Raw genomic sequence first — 24,288 nt, 5'->3', positions numbered from 1 at the left:
TAACCTCGAGAGGCTAAAAGTTACCTGCAGATCAACCTCTTTTTCTGAGCGACCAGATCTCTTCCTCAGTGGGAGAAACACCCACCGTATCCAAGGCTTCCGCTACGTCTACATATTCTGTTCCCATGCCTGTGAACTCCTGGCAAGAATCAGGGGTGGAAAATTCACCCGCTCCGCAGAAGTCACACAGGAGCCAAACTCATTCGATGCCTGTTCCGCCCTCGAAGGCCAGGCGAAGGATTGGTAGCGAGGCCATAGTCGAGCAGTCTCCTCGGGCCTGATTTCGTTCACCAGCCCAGTTCCCCTAGGTCAGTATGATCAAGTTCGACCCTGCTTCAAATAAGCGAGTTGTTGCCACTCATCGCGTTTCCCAAGGAAATCAGAAGCGGAAGGGTCCAAACATTAAGACCGCTGCACGGTACTTCGATACCAGCACCACCAAATTCTTGTTTTCTAGCCCACTTGCTCTCTAACTGGTCTGCGTGAGCCTAATCAAAGGTCCAGAACCTGAACAAACTCGAAGCGGGGTAGATGATGAGCGCTACTATCTGCCCCAAGGGTCGCTGTAAGGGGTGGCTTTCCACGGGAATACCTCTGCAAGTCCGGCTGCGTCAAGCTTCGCGCGCACCTCTTTACGCAAGGAATCGTGAGTGACCAGCAAACGACGGAAAGTGAGCTCGTAAGTTTTCATCAATCGCTTGATGTCGACATGGGAGGCATCGACTCCGTTCCGCCAGTCTCGCGCTGGCATGCTTAGCAAGATGTCAACTTCCATTTCTGAGAAATTTGCAACAAGCCAATCCTCAAAATCAGTCAAGATGCCCGACGTTTCCTCATCTAGGTCATCTTCATCCCCTGAGGTGGCACTAATCTCGAGCCCAATTGGGTCAATCGACGCACCCTGGAACTCATGCCAACTTTGCATCTGTTCTGGATCCTGATCTTCCCAGCTGTAGTCAAATCTGTCTGACACGCTCAAACCCCCTCTTCAGCAAGACCTTTGTGATGCTGCGCCTCTTCGATGAATCCCAAGAACTGCTCTTCGTCAATTTCCACGATGGTGGAACCCTTGGATCTCCACTCCTGTAGCTTGTCCAACTTCGATGAACCCCGGTTTCCCCCAACAATTACAAACTGTGTTTTTTTGTTGAGAGACATGCGTGGCTCTGCCCCCAATCGCATAGCCCATCTGTGAGCCTCCGAGCGATCCATAGACTCCAGGGTTCCTGTGAAGCAGACCTCCCTGCCAATCCACTCGGGGTGAGGCGCCCACTCATCATCGGTGATGGATGCCGCGATAGATTCCCGAATTGAGGCAGTCATGTGCGCGCTCTGCTTGGAGCCGTTCTTAGGGAGCTTGTAACCTTCGGGACCTACTTGTCCCGGCCACAATCCAGAAGTTACGTACAGATTATGTAAAGACTTGAATCTTCTCTCGTTTAGAAGGGCCAGAACAAGCTCTGCAGTGGTTAACGCATCTGCAAGTGCCCTGTGTTCGGGACTTTGATTCAGATTCAATGTCTCTGCCAGTGTTGCGAGCTTATGATTCGGCGCATTTACTGTCGCTCTACTGAGATGAAGACTGCAATAAACCTTGTTAGCAAAAAGAGATCTAGAAAGACCGGACGCTTTTGCAATTCGAAGATCAAAAGCTGCGTTATGCATTACAAGTGGCAGGTCTGAGATGAATTTGGCAAATTGATCAACCAGGTCACTCGCGCTCGGTGCCAGCTCTAAGTCCGCCACTGATAAACCATGGATGTTTGTGGCCTCTGGACTTACCCAATTCTGATGAACCAGGCTTTGGAAAGTATCTGTCACCGCCCCATCGGTGACTTTGACCATGCCAATCTCGATTGGCATTGCATCTGCATGAAGACCTGTGGTCTCAAAATCTACAACGACAAAATCTAATTCCCCCATGAAAAAAGTAAACCACATCTCTGGGGCTATCGGGCTTGAGAATTTTGCCTCTCAGATTGTTTGTGATACCTAGCCAAGACTGCTCGAAATTCGCTCTTCCGTATGGGCTACTTACACACTTCTTTATGCAACTTTGCTTAGGTCGAGAAAAACAATAGCGTTAGGCAGCATCTGATGATTCAAGCTTGGTCGACTCGGACTTGACGATTCCCTGCTGTCAAGTCGCAATGCTTCCGTGGAGAAGTTGCAGCGTCTAGGACACTTGTGCTGAAAGGTAGATAGGCTGCTTGCATCGACATCTCAGGGGGCAAGTGTGGATTGGATCTTTTTTCTAGATAGGCAAACCGGGCGGCTCGCCGCTGTTCTCATGACCGATGGTTTTGGAGCTCCCCTGGCAGCAAGGTTTGGGTCCAGGGCATCAGAGTCATCGACTCAGGATATTTGGTTTCTGGTTGACAGTGGATTTGTCCAAGAATTCCTCACTGAGCAGTATGAGATATATCAGTTCGATGAGAAATCACAAGACGATGAGCCTGGATCTGGAGCAGGAATGGATCCGGAAAATGACCTGGACTGGGAAATCCCAGTAGTCCAAGCATGGGCCAAGGGCCATGCTTTGACTCGAGATGAGTTAGACAAAGTCAGTCACTTTGTGGGATTTGGCTCTGGCTTCACACCTGAGGAAATCATCGCAGGCAACCTTCTTAGAGCTATTGGTGAGGTCCAGCAGCCGCCTGCCCAGGTAAAGAGACTCCCGGCAACGCGCTGTCTGTGGTGTGGAGTCCCGGTTGAGCGACACTACATCTTTGATCTTGACGGACCTCTCGGTCAGCCAGATTTGGAAAACTTCGAGGATCCAATTGTTTGGTCTGATGGAGTTGTGATGGAAAGGGACGGTGAAGACCCAGGGATCATATTCCCGAATCATTACGGGGACTCTGTTCTTGCGTGTTCGGAATGTGGCTCGATGTACCTTGCATCAAATTTCGAGCAACACTACCCAAGAATTGATCGATTTCCTGACGTTGAGGGTTGGAGGACCTATCCAACGGTGACGCAGGGCGCGGTCCCCAAAGATTCCAACTGTGACACTGACCGCAAGGCAAGCCTGACCTATGCGTCGATAGATCAGGCATTGAGATTTGCGAAGGGGACAGTCAATTTTTGGGAGGTTTGGATAGCACTCCAGCAAGTGATGACCTGGGCTTCTATCCTCGACAGAACCGCGAAACTGGCTGGCGATAGGTTTAAGTTTGATGGGGAGGTGGAGCTCAAGGAGCGCCTCCGGGCTTTTGTCGCTAGCACAGAGAATATCCTTGAGGGAACCGTAGGATCTGCCTCACCATTTTGGGAAAAGCATAGGCAAGCGACATACGACTCAAACTTCACCCTCCATAACTTTGAAATTCAAGAAGTGTTGCCAATTGCCAACATGAGAAGAGTTTGCGGATTCACGGATTTTGGATGGTCCACACCGCGTCATCCGGCTATCAACGAGCGTGAATGGGCAAACGGTTGGAGCTCGTTTGACGAATGGATCGCTCTGCGCGGTCGAGCTTTGCATATCGCCATGAGAAAGAACGTGCGCGATTGGGCAATAGCAATTGACACTTCTGGCAATCTCGTTTTCGGTACGCCATCAGCTAGCTAGCTTTGGATTCCTGTGTGATTCAGGGCCAGAGGTGCCTTGAATTACCCCAAAAGCGCGTGGGCAGACAGTTCTTAGGAGAGCCGTGAAGGTACTAGCTGAGCTCGCGGATGTCGCAATCCTCAAGCAGGTTAGTTTCGATCCACCCGAGTTCATCACACTCTTCACAGCCGTCTGTTTCGCAGGACTCACAAGATTCTCGCTCGAGAGTTTCCACGTAATCTATGTCCGATTCGGACCAGGGTTTTGAGCCAAGGTACCAACAAGAAACGAACCTTTCACCTACGACTTCATCCGGCATAGTCAAACCAGGCTCGGCATAGCCCCCAACCTCGTCGTAGCTATCCCAACCCGTCCATACCAATTTTGGATCCCAGCCCAAATCGGCCGGAACTTTTCCATCGTCAGTTGCGAACAGAACTTGAGTTATTCCGAATTCTGAAGCCCAATCCTTTGCACTTATCTCTGACATTTAGCCCCCTTAGTTTCGCTACTTTTCATCTGACATCACATCTACTTGTGTTTCTAGATAATCAGCGTCAATTCAGTCCCGCCAACCTGCTGACGCATTTCACATCCTCCACCGAAGAGAAGTTTGCCTTCAGCAGGTGCTTAGACCTCACCACATAACACACGCTTTTTGCTCGGCTGATGGCGACATTCATGCGATTGCGATCAAGCAAGAATCCGAGACCCCTTGGTGAGTCTTGGGATGAACTGGCAGCGAAGCTGTAAATCACTACGAGGCCCTCGCGTCCCTGAAACTTGTCGACGGTGCCAACCTGAACATCCGCATAACCCGCCTGGTCCAACGCTCTTCTGATCGCATTCACTTGGGCGTTGTAGGGTGCAACAATGAGGATCTCTCCCGAGCCAACCTCGTCAATGTGTTTCGAAACCAACTCGAGCACTTTTTCAACCTCTTCGGTTGATGATGTTGAGTTCCCGAGGTGATCAAGTTCGATTGTGTGGATGCCTGGCGCAGCGCCCTCGATGACGAACTGCCTTGTTAGCTCGTGAGATCGAAGTTTGTTCTCATAGGCCAACCAAGAGACCACCTTGTTTATCTCGGGATGGAGGCGCCTTGTAACTTCAACAAAGTAACCCATGGTGTCAGGAAGAATCTCGTGCTCGCCCATGTAGTGACCCAGTGCTGACTCTTCAACGCCCCCGGGGTGTGAGGCCTTAACGACCTGGGGCAGTTGCTGTGGGTCACCGAACAGGATGATGTTGTCCGCAATCAACGAACCAGCCAGAGTGTCAACCAGCGAGAACTGTGCCGCCTCATCGACTATTAGGTAGTCAAAGTGATGGGTTCTTGCCAGCTTGTTGCAAAGCGCGAAGCTGGTGGCGCCATATACAACAGAACCCGCATACGGCATTTCTTCTGGGAAGTTGTTCCAAAGTTCGGATGGCTCATTTTTGTTGCCTGGAGCCTTGAATATGCGTTCTGATTCAACGCCCGCGTCAAGGCATGCCTCAAGCACATTTTCAATGGCGGCATGAGAGTTTGCAGTTACTGCGACCCGTTTGCCCTGCGTCAATAACTCCTTGATTAGGTGTGATGCAAGGTAGGTCTTGCCTGTTCCCGGAGGGCCTTGGACTGCCATGGTGGTTCGATCCATGCGCAAAGCCGAATCAATCAGGGCGGGCAAGTATTCGGCATCAAGTGTTTGTGCCAATGGTCTACCATCAACCATCCGAGGTGGCCGCCGCATTACTAGATCTAGGGCTGCGGGGCCTGAAGGGGCAGCCGCACTAGGGTCTCCCCAGTTAGCTGTAATCCCCTTGACGAGCTCAACCAGACTTTGCTCTTTCGATTCGGTTGGAAACTCTTTGTTCTCGATTATGCAGTAAGGCTCAAGATCGAGTTCCTCGGGCTTTCTGGTCCTTCTTGTGAAAGTGAAGGACCAATCATCAATCTCGAGCACCTCACCCTTGTGGAAGTCATTGGTGGTTCCACCTCTAGAGAATCCAACGACTATTTGGTCTCCAGGCTTGGGTCGGTAGATCGCCTCATCGGGTAGGTCGCATCTGTAAACCCGAGTAATTGGCCCATTCTTTTGTTGTTGATAGGTATCTACTTCTTCCGGCTCGATTACCGGAAGAGTCCCCTTGTCCTGGACCATGTCTTCAACACTCTGGTTCAACCTGACGAAGATGTCTACCCAGTGCATCACCTTCTCTCTTCTGTAGAAGAGGATCGAATTTGCAAGTGTCTCCCAGGTTTGTGCGTTTTTGTCCATCTCTTCAGATTGACCCCAGGGCCAGTCCTCTAGTGGAACAAATAGGTTCTCTGTTTCCCTTTCAAGTTCAGCTAGCGCTTCTTGAGCCTTGAGAATCCTGGCTTCCTCTTCGGGTGTGGCCTCTGCTTTGGGGGCCGGTTTGCGAGTGCAAGCCCCAGGCATCCCAGCCAGCCAGTCATACAACCACTGCGTTGACTTCACGTCATCTCGGTTGTAGCGCATCAACGCATCAAGCAGATCCTCTGCTTGCTTCGCCGACTTAGCCCTAGTCTCAACATCAAGTGATTCATCGTTGGCCGCCTTTGTATGCAAACGCCATTCGTCGTAACCCACAATGCTGTCGGCGGCTGTTGCAACAGAAGCATCGCCAATCTTCTCGCGCTTGAAACCGTAGTGACTCTCCAAGTTCTTGATCGAGTACTTGGGCTCGCCCACTCTCATGCTTTTCAGAACTATGGGGTATAAATCAACGAATCGACCTTCTCTTTGAAGATCTGCCAATTCGCTCTGCATCACACCGTGCCGAATGCTGAGTCTTCGAAGAGCGGTCTGCTCGTAAGACGCATAGTGGTAAATGTGCGCTCCGGGGAAACGCTCCATTCGCTCGACTACCCAGGTCATGAAGTCGATGAAGGCCTGCTTTTCCTCTTCTCGGTTGTGTGCCCAAAAACCCTTGAAGCCACCGTCTCTCGTCCAGTTACCAAATAGATACTCGAGTCCCCCATCGCTTTCGTAAGGAAAACCCTCCATGTCAAAGAAGACATCCCCATCTACCTGCTTTGGAAGATACTGAATTGCAGGATTTTCCAAGATCTCGTGAACTGGCTCGTCAGCATCCCGTTGCCTTATCTGAATCTGCGCCTGGGCTCTTACTCTTTCGAAGGTTTGCAAAGAGACCGTGTGGGGTTTCTCTCTTGCAGCTGCAAGCTCATCCATGGTGTCAAGCCCTGCTGCAATTAGCTTCGACCTCAGGGATCCGCCGAGTCCAGCAACAAGAAGCAAATCGCTTGTCGCTAACCTGTCGTCCTCGCACAGTTCGGGGTACTCACAGATTGAGCATTCGGAGTTTGAATCGCAGTGCCAGGTGAAGTCATCGAGTTTTCTTGCCACCGCTGCGTCGCCGTCCGAGGTGATGCTTTCGATCGTTCGAACGAGCTCGTCACGGGCGAGCCTGGTGGCGGGAACAATCTCGCCTTCTTCAAAATCGACGATGGTGCGACTGCCAAGAAGCAGGCCGTGCCGACTGTTCTCGGCCTTGAGCCCAAGAGCATCAAGCCCTTCGATGTAAATAGCCACCTGCAGCGCGTAGTCAGCCTTCGCGTTTGATGCAAACTTGGCGTCCCAAGCGCTGTATCCGGTGAAATCAACCCCGAACTTTTGTCGAGCCAACAACCCTTCAGCAGAGAATACAAACTCCCAATCGTTACGAATTAGGAAATCTGGCTTACCAACGAAAACCGTTCTGCCTTGCTCGTGCCTCAGGCCACCCTGATAGATAACCGGAATACCCCTGCGCATCAATTCGATGGTTCCTTCGATGTCACCATCGACTTCTGGGCGACCAACCGCGCCTACAGGCGAGAGTTGCTTTAGCTCCGATATCAAGGTTTCCTCGAAGACCGCGCCATACTTCATCGGCAAGGTCTTGTCCTTGCCCTCAGCCCTGAGCTGTTGCTGTTTTTCGATGTATGGCGCAAGCTTTTCTTCCACCGCTGGAATCTCGAGAGCGTGCGCGACAGACAAAGTCGTGCAGTGTTTACAGCTGGCAGCTCGCATTAGATCGCGAGTGTTGAATGACCACAACTCCCCGATTTTGCGCATTCTTCGAGTATTGCAGGTAGTGATAACAAAGTCATGGCCGAATGTTTCTTGGGGTGCAATAACCTTTGTCAGCAATTTGGGGGACTTGCTGGGTGTTGAGTAAATCGATTGCTTTCGAAAAGCAAAGCAAACCATTTCAATACTCTTCCTCCCAGATTCACGATTGGTGTAGCTTGGTGAGAGAAGTCTTGAGATCATCAAGCTGAGGCTTTGATTGGCTTCGTCCAGTCGTTTTTTTGTATGGGGGGAAATATGAGTTTCCAGAATTGCGAATGTTTCAACTGTGGGGCAGAGGTCGAGAGCGGCACACATTTCAACGCTACTTGTGGAGAATGTGGCTATAGGACCGGCCTGCCGATGGCGGTTGCAAAGGTGCTGGCGAGTGAGCCCATTTCTGCGGGCGAAATTGGCGAGAAGGAGCTCGAAGCGATTTACTTTTTAGCTTTGGCCCATCAGTTGAGTAATGGCAGGCCTTTCCCGGCTTTAGAGGTTTATGGGCCATTCGATGGCGAGGCATTGAGCGACTTGGGGGGTAGCTGGGATTCGATTGACATAACTTGGGAGGATCACGGAGTCATCGAGGGTTTGCTCAAGAAGTACCCAGACTACTGGGACATTCACTACGTCAATGATGCCGACGCTGATGATGAGGATGACCCAGTAGTGTTCCTCGAATTCCAATCAACTTTAGATTGTGAGCCGCTTGAAGATGATGACGTCCGGTTAGATTTTGCTGGCTTAGTAAGAGGATTGGATGATAAGAAGCTGTCGAGCCTGGCAAACGAGACCCTGTATCTCCTCACTACTGACCCTGAGGAATAGGGGAAATCGCTCAAACAATTCGGGGGATTCGAAGCACTTCGGGACGGGCTATTGCCTTGAGGCCTGAGTAAATGGGCTTCAGGTACTTGGTTAAGGGCAAGTAAAGCTCGGTGATGAGCCTCTTCTTGGTGGGAATGACTTGCGACTGGCAGGACCAAACCCAGCTTGGACCAAAGCAACAACTTTTCGAGCCTTCCAGATGCTTACCTTGAGATGGCACCGGCAGTGAGCAGGCGATGCAATTTGAAGTTGATAGTCGTCGGGCGTCTAACCTTGAGCTGTGATTACTCAAGCCACCCGTGCCCGCAATGCCCTATGGATGACCTTCCTAACCATGGGCATTGTGTCTATGGCTTGGGTTCCTAGAATCCCTGAGATCAAAGAAGCCAATGGTCTTTCTGACACTCAGTTTGGTTTGGTTCTAATAGCCAGTTCTGTTGGTGCAATCTTTGGAGCTCAGCTATCGGGTAAAGCGGTTCATAGGTTTGGTTCTAGAACTGCCATGTATTTCTCGGCTGTGTTTGTGCCGGTGGGCGTAATCATCATGGGCCTTAGCACCACACCTTTGGTGTTGGTGCTTGGTTTGTTTGTAATGGGGTTGAGCTACTCAACCCTTGATGTTGGCGGTAATGCCCAGGCTGTTGCTATTGAGAAGCACCTAAACAAGAGATACATCGCCTCCTTTCATGGGATGTGGAGCGTTGGGACTTTGGCTGTCACTGTGTTTGGTGGTGCTGTTGCCTATGTGCTGACTCCGTCACAGAACCTCTTGATTGTTGCCGCCTATGGCTTTGTCGCTTTTGGCTTTGCAGCGACCCGGCTATTGCCACCAGACCTAGATGGCCACCAGGGTGAGGGTGAGCAAAAGACCGGATCATCGGTTCCTTGGTTTGCAGTTGCGGTAATCCCACTTTGGTTTGCGGGTATTGGGTCAGCCGCCTCGTTTATTGCTGAGGGCTCGGCGGCTGACTGGGGAGCGCTGTTATTGCGTGACTTTATGGACATCGATAAAGGTTTCAATGCCTCGGCATTTGCAACCTTTGCCCTAGCGATGATCCTGTCTAGGTTCTTAGGTGATCGTTGGCTTGAGAAGTGGGGCCCATACCTAGTTGTCCGAGTGCTGGGGATTGTTGGCGGTTTGGTTTGGGGAGCATCTATTCTGCTCGGTGTTTGGCTAAGTGACTACAGCCCACTTATTGCTTTGATTGTGGTGAACACCGGGTTCTTCTTTGCAGGTATTGCAATTGGTCCGATGTTCCCGGCCTTCATTCTTGGCGCTGCCAACCTCAAGGGTGTTGCACCCTCGGTAGGCATCGCCAGAGTCGGAGTTATCTCTATCGCCGCATACTTTGTTGGACCAACTCTGGTGGGTGTGCTGTCAGACCAGATCACACTGCCCTGGGCAATGATGTATCCGGCGCTCGCGCTGGTATTGGCTGGTTATCTGGCTCGCTCGCTTAGGGGCCTAAAGCTAAGCGCTTAGTCTGCCCAAAAAGCGTTGCTGTTTATTTTTCAATAAACAAGGTTTATTCTCTGTTTTATGAAAAGTAGTTTTTCAGCACTCAGCCCCTTGTTGCGCTCCGATGCGCTTGGTCTTTTGATGGCATCGGTATATCTAGCGCCGGATGCTGAGTTCACCTTGAGCGATTTAGCTCGAAGGTCAGGGCAGTCAGTTGCTTCCGTTATGCGTGACGTCGATCGACTGGTTGAAGCCGAATTCCTGTCAGAGCGAAGAGTTGGTAGAAGTCGTCTTGTATCTGCAAACAAGGAACACCCGCTCTATTTTCAATTCAGCGCAATCTTTATCCACAGTCATGGACCCTTGGCAGTAATCCCCCAGTTGCTCAAAGAAGTTTCTGGATTGGAAGGCGCCTTTATCTTTGGGTCTTGGGCTAGTCGTTACAGGGGAACGGCAGGACCTAGCCCGCAGGATGTGGACGTGTTGTTGATTGGTGAACCCAAGTTGAGTGCTGTCTCCAAGTTTTCTACCAAGGCCTCAGATTTGCTACTTCGTGAGGTGAACCCAGTAGTTGTATCTGCTAAGGATTGGAAGAACCAATCCACAGCTTTTCTCAAGACGCTGGCCAAGTCTGAACTTGTAAATGTGTTGAATCGTGAATGAGCTAGAGAACCAAATTCGTTCTTTACTTGAACCGAAAGAGCTCAAGTCAATCGTTGCCGATCCTTCCAGCTGTCAGGCTCACATCGATAGGGCTCGTCAGCACCTAAACGCTGCAGAGATGGCAGTGAGCGTCGACCCCTCGGCGGCTGTGCAGATCGCCTATGGCGCTGCTCGAAAATCGTTGAATGCCATTTTGATGCTGGTGGGGCTCAAGGTTCACGAGCGAGCAGGCTCGCACGGAAGCTACGTTCGCCTATCAAAGCTCACACATCTAGACCAAGAGATTTGGATTGGATTTGAGGAGCTGAAGAAGATCAGAAATCGGGCCGAATACGACGAGCATCCGATTGAAATCAGTTCAAGCTTTGCCCTTCAGATAATCGAAGAGTCAAGGTTGATGGTTGCAGATGTCCAAGGTTTGGTCGAACGCTTTATCCAAACAACTCAGGCAGAGTCTTAGTCCAAGCAGTTCTAACCTCGTTGAGGTCAAAGTCTGCTAGGTCTTGGAACTCGATCTTGCCTGACTTGTCGGTAACACCGATTCTCAGAACCGGGACTCCTCTTGCTTCGCAGAGTGCCTGGAACTTCACATCGTCTTCTCTTCCAACACTCACGATCACTCGTGACTGTGATTCTGAGAAGAGTGCTGCAGTGAGATCTAGCTTGTCGCGCTCCATCAACTCCGAAAGCCAGATTCTGGCTCCGACGTTGAATCGAAGCGAAGCTTCGATAAGTGCGATGCCGAGACCACCCTCGGAGATGTCGTGAGCTGATTCGATTAGACCTTGGATTGATGCACCGTGGATTAGATCGGCTAGCTGCTTCTCTTTTGCTAGATCAACCTTTGGTGGCTGACCACCAAGGTGGTCGTGAAGGTCCTTGGCCCAGGCTGAACCATCTAGCTCGTCATAGGTGGTGCCGAGTAGGTAGATGTTGTTGCCCTCGTCTTGCCAACCAGAAGGGATTCGTCTTGCCACGTTGTCGATGACACCCAAAACACCAACTACTGGAGTTGGGTAGATGGCAACATCGCCGGTCTGGTTATAGAAGCTGACGTTACCTCCGGTTACCGGGATGCCAAGCTCTTTACAACCATCGGCTAGACCTGCGGTTGCCTCCTTGAACTGCCACATCACCTCTGGGTTTTCTGGGCTTCCAAAGTTGAGGCAGTTGGTGACCGCTCTTGGGACTGCGCCGGTGACAGCAACGTTTCTATAGGCTTCGGCTAGTGCAAGCTTTGCTCCCTCGTAAGGGTTTAGGTAGCAGTACTTGCCGTTGGCATCGGTTGCTAGCGCAACACCTAGACCAGACTCTTCCATCACTCGCACCATGCCAGAGTCATCTGGCATCGCGAGTGCTGTGTTGCCCATGACGTACTTGTCGTATTGGGCGGTGATCCAAGATTTGTCTGCCTGGTTTGGTGATGCAATCAGCTGCATTAGCTGAGCTGCGATCTCAGTCTTCGACTCAGCTCGCTTTAGCTTTTTGGAGCTATCTGCATTCAGAGCGTCCTGATACTTCGGGTATTCAACTGGGCGGTTGTAGACAGGTCCATCGTGAGCCACTGTTCTTGGTGGCACGTTCACGATTTCCTGATCGCCCCAGTTGATGTAGAGGCGGTCTTCGTCGATTACCTCTCCAAGGACCGAGTACTCAACTTCCCACTTCTGCACGATTTCTTCAAATGCCTTCAGGTGCTTCTTTGGCACGATCGCCATCATGCGCTCCTGAGACTCGCTCATCAGAATCTCTTCTGGGGTGAGTGATTCATCTCGCAGCAGCACATTCTGTAGCTGCACTCTCATGCCCTTGCCTCCGTTGGAGGCAAGCTCTGAGGTGGCGCAAGAGATGCCAGCGCCACCGAGGTCCTGAATACCAGCAACCACTCCCGCGTAGAAGAGCTCGAGGCAGCACTCGATCAAAACCTTCTCGGCAAATGGGTCTCCAACCTGAACCGCAGGGCGCTTGGTTGGGCCGGTTGACTCAAAGGTCTCGGAGGCGAGAACGCTAACTCCACCAATGCCATCGGCACCGGTTCTCGCACCAAACAGGATTACTAGGTCACCTGGGTTTGAGGCCTTGGCAAGCTTTAGGTCTTCGTGCTTTAGGGCACCAACCGAGAGAGCGTTTACTAGCGGGTTGCCCTGGTAAACCTTGTCAAAGACAGTCTCGCCACCGATGTTTGGAAGACCTAGGCAGTTTCCGTAGAAGGAGATACCTGAGGTGACACCGTGAACAACTCTTGCGGTGTCTTTGCTCTCTGGTGCCCCGAAGCGAAGCTGGTCCATGACCGCGATTGGTCTGGCACCCATGGTGAGGATGTCGCGGACAATGCCACCGACTCCGGTCGCGGCACCCTGGAATGGTTCGATGTAGCTTGGGTGGTTGTGGCTTTCAACCTTGAAGGTGACTGCCATGCCCTCACCGATGTCTACGACACCGGCGTTCTCACCCATACCGACCAGGAGGTGCTTTTTCATCTCTGGGGTGACCTTCTCACCAAACTGGCGGAGGTAGATCTTTGAAGACTTGTAGCTGCAGTGCTCAGACCACATCACCGAGTACATCGCTAGCTCTGAGGAGGTTGGTCTTCTGCCCAGAATCTCTCTGATGCTTAGGTACTCATCTTCTTTGAGACCAAGCTCTTTCCAAGGCTGAGACTTGTTTGGGTCTTCGCTTGCCTGTGAGACGGTGTCTACATTGGTGGGTCTTAGGTTTGCCATTAGCTGTTCACCAACGCTTTCAAAACACTCTGGAAAAACTTCAAACCATCGATGCCTGAGCGCATGGCAATGTCGGTGTCGGGGCCAAAGCCTGGCTCAACCGCGTGCTCTGGGTGTGGCATGAGTCCCACCACATTGCCGCGCTCATTGGTTAGACCTGCAATGTCGTTCATCGAACCGTTTGGGTTCACATCTAGGTAGCGGAACACGACTCGGTTCTCTGCCTCGAGCATCTTTAGGGTGTCTGGGCTTGCGATGTAGCCACCCTCACCGTTCTTTAGCGGAATGGTGATCTCCTGGTCTTGCTCGAAAAGATTGGTCCAGGCGGTGTTGGTGTTCTCAACGCGAAGCTTTTGGTCTCGGCAGATGAAGTGCTGGTGTTCGTTTCTGATCAGGCCACCGGGTAGTAGGTGAGACTCAACCAATACCTGGAATCCGTTGCAGATGCCCAAAACCGGCAGTCCCTGCTTGGCAAGTCTTACAACCTCTTGAGTGGCAGGTGCCTTGGCTGCGATTGCTCCGCAGCGGAGGTAGTCACCGTAGGAGAAACCACCTGGGAGCACAACCGCATCAACCTTTTTGAGGTCTTGGTCTGCGTGCCACAGTGGCACCGGGGTGCCACCGGCGAGCCTGATGGCTCGCTGGGCATCACGGTCATCCAGGGTGCCTGGGTAGGTGATGACACCGATCTTCATGACTACTCCTTGGTGATTGCTACGACGTCTTCGATTACGTCGTTGGAGAGAAATGAAGATGCGAGCTTTTCGGCGTTAGCCATGTCCTCGCTGGTGATATCGCGATCAAAGTGAAGTTCGATTCGCTTGCCGATTCGGGCGTTCACGATCTCTGGGTGACCGGAGCGGTGAAGGGCGTTCGCGACTGCCTTGCCCTGGGGGTCTAATAGATCCTGCTTTGGCATGATCTCGACGATGATCTTTGGCACTTTTCCCCTTCGGTTTGCTGGCTCCGCCAGTTTCGGGATGGATAGGTTTTTGGTCGCGACTTTGCGGGAATGGCTTTAGTTTACTGGGGTAATTCTGCCCAATCCACAGGCTCGCAAATAGCAGAGTTATCCACCTTTGCCAACCCCATCTCGATGGAGTTGGCGCAGTCGAATACACTTCAAGAATTGAAGGCGTAAATAGTCAAATTGACTATTTATAGGTAGCATCAAGGCATGACTAAGTATGTGTCGCTAACTGATGCCAAGGCCAGCCTTTCCGAGGTGATTGAGGATGTGATTCGGGGTGAAGAAGTGGTGGTGACCAAACACGGCAATCCCGTGGTAAAGATGACCCCATTCACGAAGCCAGCCATAGTATTCGGTTCTCTCGAGGGTCAGCTCGAGGGTTGGGAGGATGTTGATTTTGACGACACTTCCCACATGGATGAAGCCTGGGCTCTCTGGCGTGAGAAGTTGGCGAGGCTCGGAGAGTGAAAGCCCTGCTTGATACAAATGTCTTCACTTGGCTGCATCAAGCACCGAGCAAGTTGGGTAAGCGGACGGTGTCTAGGATCACAGAGGCAAGCACGGTTTATTACTCTCCGCTCACGTTTTTTGAGTGGATACAGAAAGATGATCACCGAGGCATAAACGCAAAGAAGCTCATCGAAGCGACAAAAAGCATGGGCTTCATAGAGCTGCCACTCAGCACCGAGGCAGTCTTAGAGGCAACTAGATTCGGTAGCTTGCGTGGCAGAGACCCAATCGATCTGCTCATTCTTTCTCAGGCCAGTCACCTTGGCCTTGACTTCTATACTGCAGATGAGAGGTTGCTCAGCCTGGGGTTGAACTTTGTTAGGGACTCAACCCTGTAGGGGAAACTCGCTACCGCTTTAGATATCCGGAGAGTGCTTCAAGTATCAAGAGTGCAGCCAGTCTGACTGTCCTTGCATCCTCCGGATCCTTGGTTGCATCAATCTCGGTGATGTCTAGACCCTTAACTCTTTGGTCTTGGCAAAGCAGTCTGGCTGCTTGGCGAATCTCAAATGCGCTGATGCCGCCGGGGGCGGCAGCAGGGCATGCCGGCACCACGCTGCGATCGCAGACATCGACATCCAGGTCAACGTGGATGGGGCCATTGGCCGAGCCCGCAATCTCAAGAGCCTTGGCACAGGCTTTGGTGATTCCGATTTCGTGGAGCTCGGTTCTGGATATGACCGTGATGCCTAGGTCTCTTGCTCGCATCGCGTAGTCATAGGAATTAGAGAAGTCGTTGATACCAATCTGAACGATTCGCTTTGGGTTTAGCCCTGCCTCGATGAGTCGTCTAACAGGAGAGCCATTCGAGATGCCATCACGAAGATCGTGATGGGCATCCAGGGTCACAAGGCCTGCGGTTTCAAGGTTTGATCCGTAGACACCGAGCGCTGCCGCATAGGTGATCGAGTTGTCACCACCGAGAGCGATGGTGAGGTTTTTGTTTGCCTTATTGATTACCTCGATGGTTGTTGCTTCGTTGCTATCTGCGTCTTCGATTTCACCGAGGTCTTGAATGCTCTGGGCTGCGATGTTTTGGTTTGTTGTGTAGCTGAACGTGGAGTAGCGAGTAAGTGCCTCGCGAATTGCTCTCGGGGTGAGGTGAGCGTTTGTTGGGCTGATTGAGGTCTTGTGGGCTGGGATGTCGATTAGACCGACGTCGCACTGTGCGTCAGTAATCAAAGTCTTGGCTCTTTGCCAGAGCAGATCCTCAGCCATGGTTACCAAACTTTCTTGAAAGCTCGGACGCAGCTTTGGTGAGCGCATTCGCTAACTCTGTCAACTGTAGCTTTTCTAGCTCGGTCGATTGCAAGGTAATTGCTAGACCCGCGATCGGGTGACCGAGGTTGTCTTGAATCGAGACTCCAACAGAGGCATAACCCATGGTCACCTCATCCACCTCGAGAGCGAACCCCTGGGTTCGCTCTCTCGCTAGCAGCTCTCCAAGCTCGGTTAGGTTTCTGGGTCCCAAACCTGTCCTGATGGCGAGCTCTCTGCCTCTAAACGATGCAGCTAGTTGTTTGCTACTGAGTTTGGCGAGCATGGATCGGCCGGAGGCGGTTAGGTGTGCCGGAAGTCTCACCCCAACATCAGTTACCAGCTTCAAGCTTTTCTGCGGCCGTTGCTCAATCAGGTAGAGAACATCAGAGCCATCGAGGACTCCGAGGTGACCAACCACACTGGTCTTGGTTGCGAGCTCATTGACCAGCTTCTCCAAGACCGGTCGGGTCATTCTTTCGAGCGGTTCATGCCGCTGGTATGCGCTGCCGAGCTCCCAAGCTGCAAGTCCTAAACCCCAGCGTTTTTGATCTTCATAGTGGATAGCGAATCCCTGATCTTTGAGAACCTCTAGTAGTTGATATACCGAGGATCTGGGGATGCCAAGTTTTTGGGCCAGTCGGTTTGCGGTGGTGGGTTGCGGTGATTCGGCGAGGAGCTTTAGAAGCGCTAGCGTTCGAAGCGCAGCCGGCACCTTTGTCATGAGATTTAGTATGTCTGAGATTTCAGACAGTAGCTGGCATTGATTGCTTGTTGCGCTAGATGGGTTGCGGTGGAATTTGGTTATGAACGCAATGTCGCGCACCCTAAAAGCAGCAACCGGTTCAACCCTTACCGCCCAGGGCTGGCAGCAAGAGGCAGCCCTTCGCATGCTGCACAACAATCTCGATCCTTCCGTTGCCGAGCACCCAGAAGAGCTGATCGTCTATGGCGGCAACGGAAAGGCTGCTCGTAACTGGGACAGCTTTGATGCGATGGTGAGAACCCTCACCAATCTAAAAAACGACGAGACCATGCTGGTGCAGTCCGGTAAGCCGGTTGGTGTCTTCCAAACCCATGAGTGGGCACCGCGTGTTTTGCTAGCCAATTCAAACCTGGTGGGTGACTGGGCCAACTGGCCGGAGTTTAGAAGACTGGAAAAGCTTGGTTTGACCATGTATGGCCAGATGACCGCTGGATCTTGGATCTACATCGGAACCCAGGGCATCCTGCAGGGCACCTACGAAACTTTTGCAGCCGTTGCTAACAAAAAGTTTGGTGGCACCCTCGCTGGCACTTTGACCCTCACCGGAGGTTGCGGTGGTATGGGTGGTGCTCAGCCACTCGCCGTCACCATGAACGAGGGCACCTGTCTGATTGTTGACATTGACCCCTCGCGTCTTCAGAAGCGAGTCGAGACCAGGTACCTGGATGAGATTGCCGACAACCTTGATGATGCCATCGAGCGCGTGGTGCGTTACAAGAACGAGCGCAAGGCAATCTCGGTGGGTGTGGTTGGCAACGCGGCAACGGTCTTCCCTGAGCTGCTAAAGCGCGATGTGCCAATCGATATCGTGACCGACCAGACCTCGGCTCACGACCCCTTCTACTACATCCCAGAGGGTGTGGATCTTGCTGATGCTCGCGAGTATGCGCTCAAGAACCCAAAGGAGTTCTCGGAGCGATCCAAGGCTTCGATGGCTAAGCACGTTGAGGCGATGGTTGGTTTCATGGCCAAGGGTGCCGAGGTCTTTGACTACGGAAACTCGATTCGCGATGAAGCTCGTCAGGGTGGTTTCTCGGACGCCTTCAAGTTCCCCGGCTTTATCCCCGCCTACATCAGACCTTTGTTCTGTGAGGGTAAGGGTCCCTTCCGCTGGGTTGCACTAAGTGGCGACAAGAGGGACATCTACCGCACTGACCAGGCAGTGTTAGAGCTCTTCCCCGAGAACGACCACCTTCGCCGTTGGATCAAGATGGCCCAGGAGCGAGTGGAGTTCCAAGGTCTCCCTGCTCGCATCTGCTGGCTTGGTTACGGTGAGCGCGACAAGGCCGGAGCTGCATTCAACGAGCTGGTTCGCAAGGGTGAGGTCTCCGCTCCAATTGTTATTGGTCGTGACCACCTCGACTGCGGTTCAGTGGCATCCCCCTACCGTGAGTCTGAGGCCATGCTCGATGGCTCCGATGCGATTGCGGACTGGCCACTTCTAAATGCGATGGTGAACATCGCATCGGGAGCCAGCTGGGTTTCCATCCACCACGGTGGTGGTGTTGGCATGGGCCGCTCGATTCACGCCGGTCAGGTATCGGTTGCCGATGGCACCGAGCTTGCAGCGCAAAAGCTACAGCGAGTTTTGACCAACGATCCAGGCATGGGTGTGATTCGTCACGTTGATGCTGGGTATCCAGAAGCGAAGGATGTTGCGCGACACAAGCACGTTCACGTGCCGATGCTCGACACTGAGTAATCATGAAAGTCCTTTTCACCGATATCGCTTCGCTGGTTTCACCAGTGGAGCGATTTGGTGAACTCGAGATTCTTGAGAACGCCTGCTTCTTAGTTGAAGACGGCTTTGTCACCTTCATCGGAACCGAACGAGTACCAGCAGATGAAACAGTCTCGCTCTCAGGTCAGACCGTAATCCCAGGGTTTGTTGACTCCCACGCTCATCCAGTTTTTGCAGGTGACAGAGCTCAAGAGTTTGCCCACCGAATGATGGGCGAAAGCTATGGTGCAGGTGGCATCAACTACACAGTTGGTCTCACTCGGGCAGCAAGCGACGAGGAACTGCGCTCCAATCTCGAACGTATTGTGGGTGAGTTTCTAGCATCTGGAATAACTCACTTTGAGGCCAAGTCTGGCTATGGGTTGGATGTCGATACTGAAGCGAGACTGCTTCGAATCGTCTCCGAATACACAACCGATGTCACCTTCCTCGGAGCTCACGTTGTCCCACGCGGAGAAGATCGCGAGGCGTATCTCGCATCGGTTTGCGGCGAGATGCTGGATCGAGCACTTCCCTATTCCAAGTGGGTTGATGTCTTCGTGGACCGAGGAGCATTCTCAGTCGAGGAAGCCCGCCGGGTTCTGATTGCCGCTGTGGGTAAGGGCCTAAAACCAAGATTGCATGCCAACCAACTAGAAAACATCGGAGCAATTGATCTTGCTCTCGAGTTTGATTGCGCATCCGTTGATCACTGCACGCATCTAAGCGATGCCGACATTGAAAAACTTGCACACTCAAACACAGTCATCACGCTTTTGCCTGGAGCAGAGTTCTCAACTAGAAGTCCATACCCAGATGCCAAGAAGTTGGTTGAAGCCGGTATCACTGTTGCCATCGCTACTGATTGCAACCCAGGGTCCAGCTACACAACCTCAATGCCATTTTGTATTGCAGTTGCGGTTCGCGAGATGGGTCTTAGTCCAGACCAAGCGCTCTGGGCTGCAACGCTCGGTGGTGCAAAAGCGCTTCGCAATAACCTCGGCACCTTGCAGGTCGGATCAAAGGCAGACTTCGCGGTGCTGGATGCACCAAGTCACATTCACCTCGCATACCGCCCGGGGGTTCAGTTGGTCTCACAGACCTATGTCTCGGGCCGCAAAGTCTTCGAAAGGAACTAAGTGAAGGTCGTAATCTCCACCTCTGGAATGAGCTTTGGCGATGTAATCGCTATTGCTCGTCACAATGCTCAGATTGAAATCTCAGCAGAGTCGCTCGATGCGATGGCTCGCACCCGAGCACACATCGAGCGCCTGGCTGTTTCGGAATCACCGGTCTACGGCATCTCCACTGGTTTTGGAGCGCTTGCCCAGCGCCATATTCCTATCGACTCACGTGTCCAGTTGCAAAAGTCTTTGATTCGCTCCCATGCCGCTGGCATGGGTGATCCAGTTGAGCGCGAAGTGGTTCGCGCTCTCATGGCGCTTCGTCTGAAGACCATGTGCTCGGGTCAGACAGGTGTTCGTCCCGAGGTTGCCCAGACCTATGCCGCCATCTTGAATGCCGGCATTACGCCGAGAGTTTTGGAGTATGGATCCCTTGGTTGCTCGGGTGACCTAGCTCCTCTAGCTCACTGCGCAATGGTGCTGATGGGAGAGGGTCGAGCATTCGGTCCAGACGGGGTTGAGCGACCAGTTGCCGAGTTGTTGGCAAAGGCTGGCATCACGCCAGTTGAGCTGCGTGAAAAAGAAGGCCTGGCGCTTATCAATGGCACCGATGGCATGCTCGGGATGTTGATTCTTGCCCTAGCTGATCTGGATGTTTTACTCGATCAGGCCGACATCATTGCTGCAATGAGCGTTGAAGGTCAGATGGGTACCGACCAGGTATTCCGCTCTGCTTTGCATGAGGACCTTCGTCCTCACCCAGGTCAGGCCACCTCAGCAAGAAACATGTTTGAAGCACTTCGTGGCAGTGAGATTGTTGCCTCTCACCGCCATGGCGACGGAGTTGTTCAGGATGCCTACTCGCTTCGTTGCGCACCTCAGGTATCGGGTGCTGTGCGCGACACCATGGCTCACGCTCGCCTGGTTGCTGAGCGCGAACTCGCCTCAGTGATCGATAACCCGGTGGTTCTTTCAGATGGTGAGGTCACCTCGAACGGTAACTTCCATGGAGCTCCCGTCGCCTATGTTCTTGACTTCTTGGCGATCGCTGCAACTGACCTAGGTTCAATCTCAGAGCGCAGAACCGACCGATTCTTAGATGTTTCTAGAAACCGTGGATTGCCCCACTTCTTGGCAAATGATGCTGGGGTCGACTCAGGTTTGATGATCGCCCAATACACCCAGGCAGCGCTGGTTTCAGAGAACAAGAGATTGTCTGTCCCAGCAAGCGTTGATTCGATTCCGTCATCTGCGATGCAGGAGGATCACGTCTCAATGGGTTGGCATGCAGCTCGCAAGCTGCGCAAAGTTGTAGACAACCTGAGACGAATCCTTGCGGTTGAGCTCATTGCTGCGGCGAGGGCCGTTGAGCTTCGCGCCCCACTTAAGCCAGCGCCCGTCACCGGGGAGTTGATCTCGATACTCCGCGAGCGAGTGCCTGGGATGGGACCAGATAGAGACTTGGGTGAAGAGCTGGTTCAGGCGTATGAGCTGTTGCTCGCGAAGTAAGAGTTTTCCACAATCAAGAAAAACGTGAGCTTATCCACAGATTTGCCCATTTTGAATTTCACGTTGACTGGCTAGCATCGAGGAATGGATTTAGAGATTTCACTTAGCGAAAAGCACCAAGTGTTGCTCAAAAAAATCGCTGCGGATTTGGGGTGCTCCGAGCAACAGGCTTTGGTTATCGCGATTGAGACTTTCGACGCAAAGTCCTTTAGGCGGAATCAGCTGAAGGAAATCTTCGACATCGTGAAAGTCCGCGACAAGGATCTCTTGGACCGTCTTTCTGACGCCTGAAACCTAGCTAACCTTTTGCAAAACTCTCAATCGGAGGGCAGGTGCAGGTGAGGTTGCGATCACCAAATGCCCCATCGATTCTTCTCACCGGTGGCCAGTACTTGCTCTTCCGTTGAGAGTCAGTCGGGAAAACTGCCTCTTCACGAGAGTATGGGTGGTTCCACTCAGACACCAGGTGGTTCGCGGTGTGGGGGGCGTTGACTAACGGGTTGTCTTCCCTTGGCCACTCTCCGCTTTCAACCTTCGCCGCCTCTGCTCGGATTGCGAGCATTGCGTCGATGAAGCGATCCAGTTCTTCCTTTGGCTCCGATTCGGTTGGCTCGATCATCAGTGTTCCCGCAACTGGGAAGCTCATGGTTGGAGCATGGAAGCCGTAGTCAACTAAGCGCTTTGCGATGTCGTCATTACCGATTCCGGCATCGCGCTGCAGTGGACGAATGTCGATGATTGCCTCGTGAGCTACCAAGCCGTGCTTGCCGGTGTAGAGGAGCGGGAAAGCATCGGAGAGCTTCTTCGCTACGTAGTTTGCGCTTAGCACTGCAACCGAAGTTGCAACTCTCAGACCCTCTGATCCCATCATCTGGATGTAGGCCCAAGAAATCGGCAGGATGCTTGGTGATCCAAATGGGGCCGCTGAAACAGGTCCATAGCCGGTCAACTCCTGCTGGGCCATCGAGTGGCCAGGTAGGAACTTGGCTAGATGGGTGCGAGCAACTACTGGACCAACACCAGGCCCACCACCACCGTGAGGGATACAGAAGGTCTTGTGCAGGTTTAGGTGCGAGACATCGCCACCGAACTCACCAAACTTTGCAAAGCCGACCACCGCGTTGGTGTTTGCGCCATCGATATAGACCTGACCTCCAGCTGCGTGAACCAGGTCGCAGATCTCAACCACTGCTTCTTCATAGACACCGTGGGTTGATGGGTAGGTAATCATCAGGGCGGAAAGCTTGTCCGCTGTTTCAGCGATCTTTGTCTTCAGGTCATCTACATCAACGTTGCCGTTGTCATCGCAAGCCACAACCACAACCTCCATGCCCGCGAGCACGGCGCTCGCGGCATTGGTGCCGTGGGCTGAAGATGGAATTAGGCAAACATTGCGACCAAAGTCACCACGCGAGCGGTGGTAGCCGCGAATAGCCAGTAGACCAGCAAGCTCACCCTGCGAACCGGCGTTTGGCTGCAGTGATACTGCCTCATATCCGGTGATGTCGGATAGCCAACTGGTTAGCTCATTGATTAGTTCGAGGTAACCCTGGGTGTCCTCGGCAGGTGCAAAGGGGTGAAGGTTCGCAAACTCCGGCCAGGTTACTGCCTCCATCTCGGTCACCGAGTTGAGCTTCATGGTGCAGGAGCCCAACGGGATCATGCCGCGGTCCAGCGCATAGTCGAAGTCAGCGAGCTTTTTGAGGTAGCGAAGCATCGCAGTCTCAGAGTGGTAGCTGTTGAAGACCGGGTGCTCTAGGTAACCGCTGGTGCGCAAGTTGACAAGTTTCAGCTTGGCATCACTTGGCTTTGGAGCCCTTGCCCCGAATGATGCAGCTAAGTCTGCAAGGTGTTGCCAGGTGGTGCTCTCGTCAACCGAGATGCCAAGTGTGGAGGAGTCCACCTTGAACATGGTTAGGTTGTGCTTTCTCGCCTCCGAGAAATACTTCTGTGCATCGGTGTTGATCACTCGAATGGTGTCGAAATAGTTCTCGTGCTGGAGTGTGAAACCGCTCTCCTTTAGCACGGTAGCCAAAGCAGTGGTCTTGGCGTGGATCTCAGAGGCAATCGCCTTCAGGTTTTGAGGTCCGTGATACACGGCATACATGCCCGCCATCACCGCTAGCAAAACCTGTGCGGTGCAGATGTTGCTGGTGGCCTTCTCGCGGCGAATGTGCTGCTCTCGGGTCTGCAGAGTCAGTCGATAGGCAGGTGCACCCTCGGCATCTACAGATACACCAACCAGTCTTCCCGGCATGGTGCGCTCAAGCTTTTCTCTTACAGCGAGGTAACCAGCGTGTGGGCCACCAAAGCCCATTGGGACACCGAAGCGTTGAGTGGTTCCGCAGACTACGTCTGCCCCCATCTCGCCCGGTGGCTTCAGCAGTGTGAGTGCCATTAGATCTGCAGTTGCAATCGCTAGCCCACCGAATTCGTGAACCTTTGCAAACAGGTTGGTCATGTCCACGATTCGGCCCGAGCCGCCTGGGTACTGAACTACTGCACCGAAACATTCCTCGTCGAGCTCACTGAGGTTCGCTGGGTCGAAGTAGCGCACGGTGATACCGAGCGGCTCGGCTCTATGCTCGAGCAGCTGTTTGGTCTGTGGGTAGAGATCGTTGTCTGCAAAGAAGGTGTTTGACTGCGAGTCAGCACTGCGCTTTGCAACCATCATGGCTTCGACAACCGCAGTTGACTCATCCAGCATCGAAGCGTTCGCCGTCTTCATACCGGTGAGGTCCGTGACCACGGTTTGGAAGTTAATCAGGGCCTCGAGTCGACCCTGGCTGATCTCTGGTTGGTATGGGGTGTAGGCGGTGTACCAGCTCGGGTTTTCTAGTACGTTGCGCTTGATCACGCCGGGAGTTCTGGTGCCGAAATAGCCCTGCCCAATAAAGCTTTGAGTGATTCGGTTTTTGGCTGCAATTTCGTGCAATCTGGCGAGCGCTTCATCCTCTGAGATTGGCTCTGGGAGGGTTGATCCACCTTGGTACTGGATTGCCTCGGGCAATGCCTTGGCCATTAGGTCAGTTAGCGAAGAAGCACCCACAAAGTCCAGCATTTCCTTCTGCTGGTCAAGGGTTGGACCTACGTGGCGATACTGAAAGTTGTGGTGCTTCTCTAGCAC

At 52.7% G+C, this 24,288-nt stretch carries 21 protein-coding genes; 11 read left to right on the top strand and 10 right to left on the bottom strand.

Features of this window, described 5'->3' with window-relative positions:
* Window positions 1-544 precede the first annotated feature (544 nt).
* Together OO713_RS06630 and OO713_RS06625 are read right to left on the bottom strand one after the other, a co-directional pair.
* Window positions 545-973: a hypothetical protein gene (locus OO713_RS06630; RefSeq protein WP_264785387.1), complete on the bottom strand. Its 429-nt coding sequence runs from the start codon at window positions 971-973 to the stop codon at window positions 545-547.
* A gap of 2 nt (window positions 974-975) precedes the next feature.
* Entirely contained in the window at window positions 976-1,923 is a 948-nt protein-coding gene (locus tag OO713_RS06625) for an exonuclease domain-containing protein (protein ID WP_264785386.1), read from the bottom strand.
* A 313-nt stretch (window positions 1,924-2,236) separates the two neighbouring features.
* Between OO713_RS06625 and OO713_RS06620 the strand changes: the two genes are divergently transcribed.
* Window positions 2,237-3,574, top strand: coding sequence for a hypothetical protein (locus OO713_RS06620; protein WP_264785385.1), 1,338 nt, complete (start codon window positions 2,237-2,239; stop codon window positions 3,572-3,574).
* Between the two features lie 91 nt (window positions 3,575-3,665).
* On the opposite strand, the gene OO713_RS06615 is transcribed toward OO713_RS06620, so the two are convergent.
* On the bottom strand, window positions 3,666-4,043 hold the full coding sequence (locus OO713_RS06615) for a hypothetical protein (RefSeq protein WP_264785384.1): 378 nt from the start codon (window positions 4,041-4,043) through the stop codon (window positions 3,666-3,668).
* A gap of 67 nt (window positions 4,044-4,110) precedes the next feature.
* The gene (locus OO713_RS06610; RefSeq protein ID WP_264785383.1) at window positions 4,111-7,638 is read right to left on the bottom strand and encodes a TM0106 family RecB-like putative nuclease; all 3,528 of its coding nucleotides are present in this window, start codon (window positions 7,636-7,638) and stop codon (window positions 4,111-4,113) included.
* A gap of 357 nt (window positions 7,639-7,995) precedes the next feature.
* Here OO713_RS06610 and OO713_RS06605 point away from each other — a divergent pair, with 357 nt between their 5' ends.
* The 4 genes from OO713_RS06605 to OO713_RS06590 all read left to right on the top strand — a co-directional run bounded on the left by OO713_RS06605 (window position 7,996) and on the right by OO713_RS06590 (window position 11,042).
* The gene (locus OO713_RS06605) at window positions 7,996-8,460 is read left to right on the top strand and encodes a hypothetical protein (RefSeq protein ID WP_264785382.1); all 465 of its coding nucleotides are present in this window, start codon (window positions 7,996-7,998) and stop codon (window positions 8,458-8,460) included.
* Window positions 8,461-8,740: 280 nt separating this feature from the next.
* Complete coding sequence (locus OO713_RS06600; RefSeq protein ID WP_264785381.1) at window positions 8,741-9,943, top strand: MFS transporter; 1,203 nt, start codon at window positions 8,741-8,743, stop codon at window positions 9,941-9,943.
* A gap of 57 nt (window positions 9,944-10,000) precedes the next feature.
* Window positions 10,001-10,582, top strand: a complete 582-nt coding sequence (locus tag OO713_RS06595) for a hypothetical protein (RefSeq protein ID WP_264785379.1) — start codon at window positions 10,001-10,003, stop codon at window positions 10,580-10,582.
* The gene (locus OO713_RS06590; protein WP_264785378.1) at window positions 10,575-11,042 is read left to right on the top strand and encodes a hypothetical protein; all 468 of its coding nucleotides are present in this window, start codon (window positions 10,575-10,577) and stop codon (window positions 11,040-11,042) included. The genes OO713_RS06595 and OO713_RS06590 overlap by 8 nt, the downstream gene beginning before the upstream one ends.
* Here OO713_RS06590 and purL read toward each other — a convergent pair.
* From purL to OO713_RS06575, 3 genes are read right to left on the bottom strand one after another with little or no spacing between them, the layout of a single operon-like run.
* Window positions 11,014-13,305 (bottom strand): phosphoribosylformylglycinamidine synthase subunit PurL, encoded by a 2,292-nt coding sequence (gene purL / locus OO713_RS06585; RefSeq protein ID WP_264785377.1) that lies wholly within the window; start codon window positions 13,303-13,305, stop codon window positions 11,014-11,016. The genes OO713_RS06590 and purL overlap by 29 nt on opposite strands.
* A complete protein-coding gene (gene purQ / locus OO713_RS06580) occupies window positions 13,305-14,000 on the bottom strand; it encodes a phosphoribosylformylglycinamidine synthase subunit PurQ (RefSeq protein ID WP_264785376.1) in 696 nt (231 codons plus the stop codon). The genes purL and purQ overlap by 1 nt, the downstream gene beginning before the upstream one ends.
* A 2-nt stretch (window positions 14,001-14,002) precedes the next feature.
* Window positions 14,003-14,248, bottom strand: coding sequence for a phosphoribosylformylglycinamidine synthase subunit PurS (locus OO713_RS06575; RefSeq protein WP_264785375.1), 246 nt, complete (start codon window positions 14,246-14,248; stop codon window positions 14,003-14,005).
* Window positions 14,249-14,482: 234 nt separating this feature from the next.
* Here OO713_RS06575 and OO713_RS06570 point away from each other — a divergent pair, with 234 nt between their 5' ends.
* A complete protein-coding gene (locus OO713_RS06570) occupies window positions 14,483-14,743 on the top strand; it encodes a type II toxin-antitoxin system prevent-host-death family antitoxin (RefSeq protein WP_264785373.1) in 261 nt (86 codons plus the stop codon).
* Window positions 14,740-15,123 carry a PIN domain-containing protein gene (locus tag OO713_RS06565; RefSeq protein ID WP_264785371.1) on the top strand — a complete coding sequence of 128 codons (384 nt, stop codon included), beginning with the start codon at window positions 14,740-14,742 and terminating at the stop codon, window positions 15,121-15,123. Before OO713_RS06570 ends, OO713_RS06565 begins: the two co-directional genes overlap by 4 nt.
* A 10-nt stretch (window positions 15,124-15,133) precedes the next feature.
* Here OO713_RS06565 and OO713_RS06560 read toward each other — a convergent pair whose 3' ends face one another.
* Window positions 15,134-16,051: an arginase family protein gene (locus OO713_RS06560; protein WP_264785370.1), complete on the bottom strand. Its 918-nt coding sequence runs from the start codon at window positions 16,049-16,051 to the stop codon at window positions 15,134-15,136.
* Complete coding sequence (locus OO713_RS06555) at window positions 15,996-16,766, bottom strand: IclR family transcriptional regulator (protein ID WP_264785369.1); 771 nt, start codon at window positions 16,764-16,766, stop codon at window positions 15,996-15,998. Before OO713_RS06555 ends, OO713_RS06560 begins: the two co-directional genes overlap by 56 nt.
* A gap of 82 nt (window positions 16,767-16,848) precedes the next feature.
* Here OO713_RS06555 and hutU point away from each other — a divergent pair, with 82 nt between their 5' ends.
* From hutU to OO713_RS06535, 4 genes are all read left to right on the top strand, one after another.
* Window positions 16,849-18,510 (top strand): urocanate hydratase, encoded by a 1,662-nt coding sequence (gene hutU, locus OO713_RS06550; protein WP_264785367.1) that lies wholly within the window; start codon window positions 16,849-16,851, stop codon window positions 18,508-18,510.
* A gap of 2 nt (window positions 18,511-18,512) precedes the next feature.
* A complete protein-coding gene (gene hutI / locus OO713_RS06545; protein WP_264785365.1) occupies window positions 18,513-19,667 on the top strand; it encodes an imidazolonepropionase in 1,155 nt (384 codons plus the stop codon).
* Window positions 19,668-21,161, top strand: a complete 1,494-nt coding sequence (gene hutH / locus OO713_RS06540) for a histidine ammonia-lyase (RefSeq protein WP_264785364.1) — start codon at window positions 19,668-19,670, stop codon at window positions 21,159-21,161.
* An 84-nt stretch (window positions 21,162-21,245) separates the two neighbouring features.
* On the top strand, window positions 21,246-21,452 hold the full coding sequence (locus tag OO713_RS06535) for a hypothetical protein (protein WP_264785363.1): 207 nt from the start codon (window positions 21,246-21,248) through the stop codon (window positions 21,450-21,452).
* 7 nt (window positions 21,453-21,459) lie between these two features.
* Here the strand turns inward: OO713_RS06535 and gcvP are convergent, their stop codons facing one another.
* On the bottom strand, window positions 21,460-24,288 hold the full coding sequence (gene gcvP, locus OO713_RS06530) for an aminomethyl-transferring glycine dehydrogenase (protein ID WP_264785362.1): 2,829 nt from the start codon (window positions 24,286-24,288) through the stop codon (window positions 21,460-21,462).

The sequence above is a fragment of the Aquiluna sp. KACHI24 genome, assembly GCF_025997915.1.
Taxonomy (GTDB): domain Bacteria; phylum Actinomycetota; class Actinomycetes; order Actinomycetales; family Microbacteriaceae; genus Aquiluna.
Note: the sequence above shows the minus strand (reverse complement) of the source record. Positions and strands in the feature narration are given on the sequence as shown.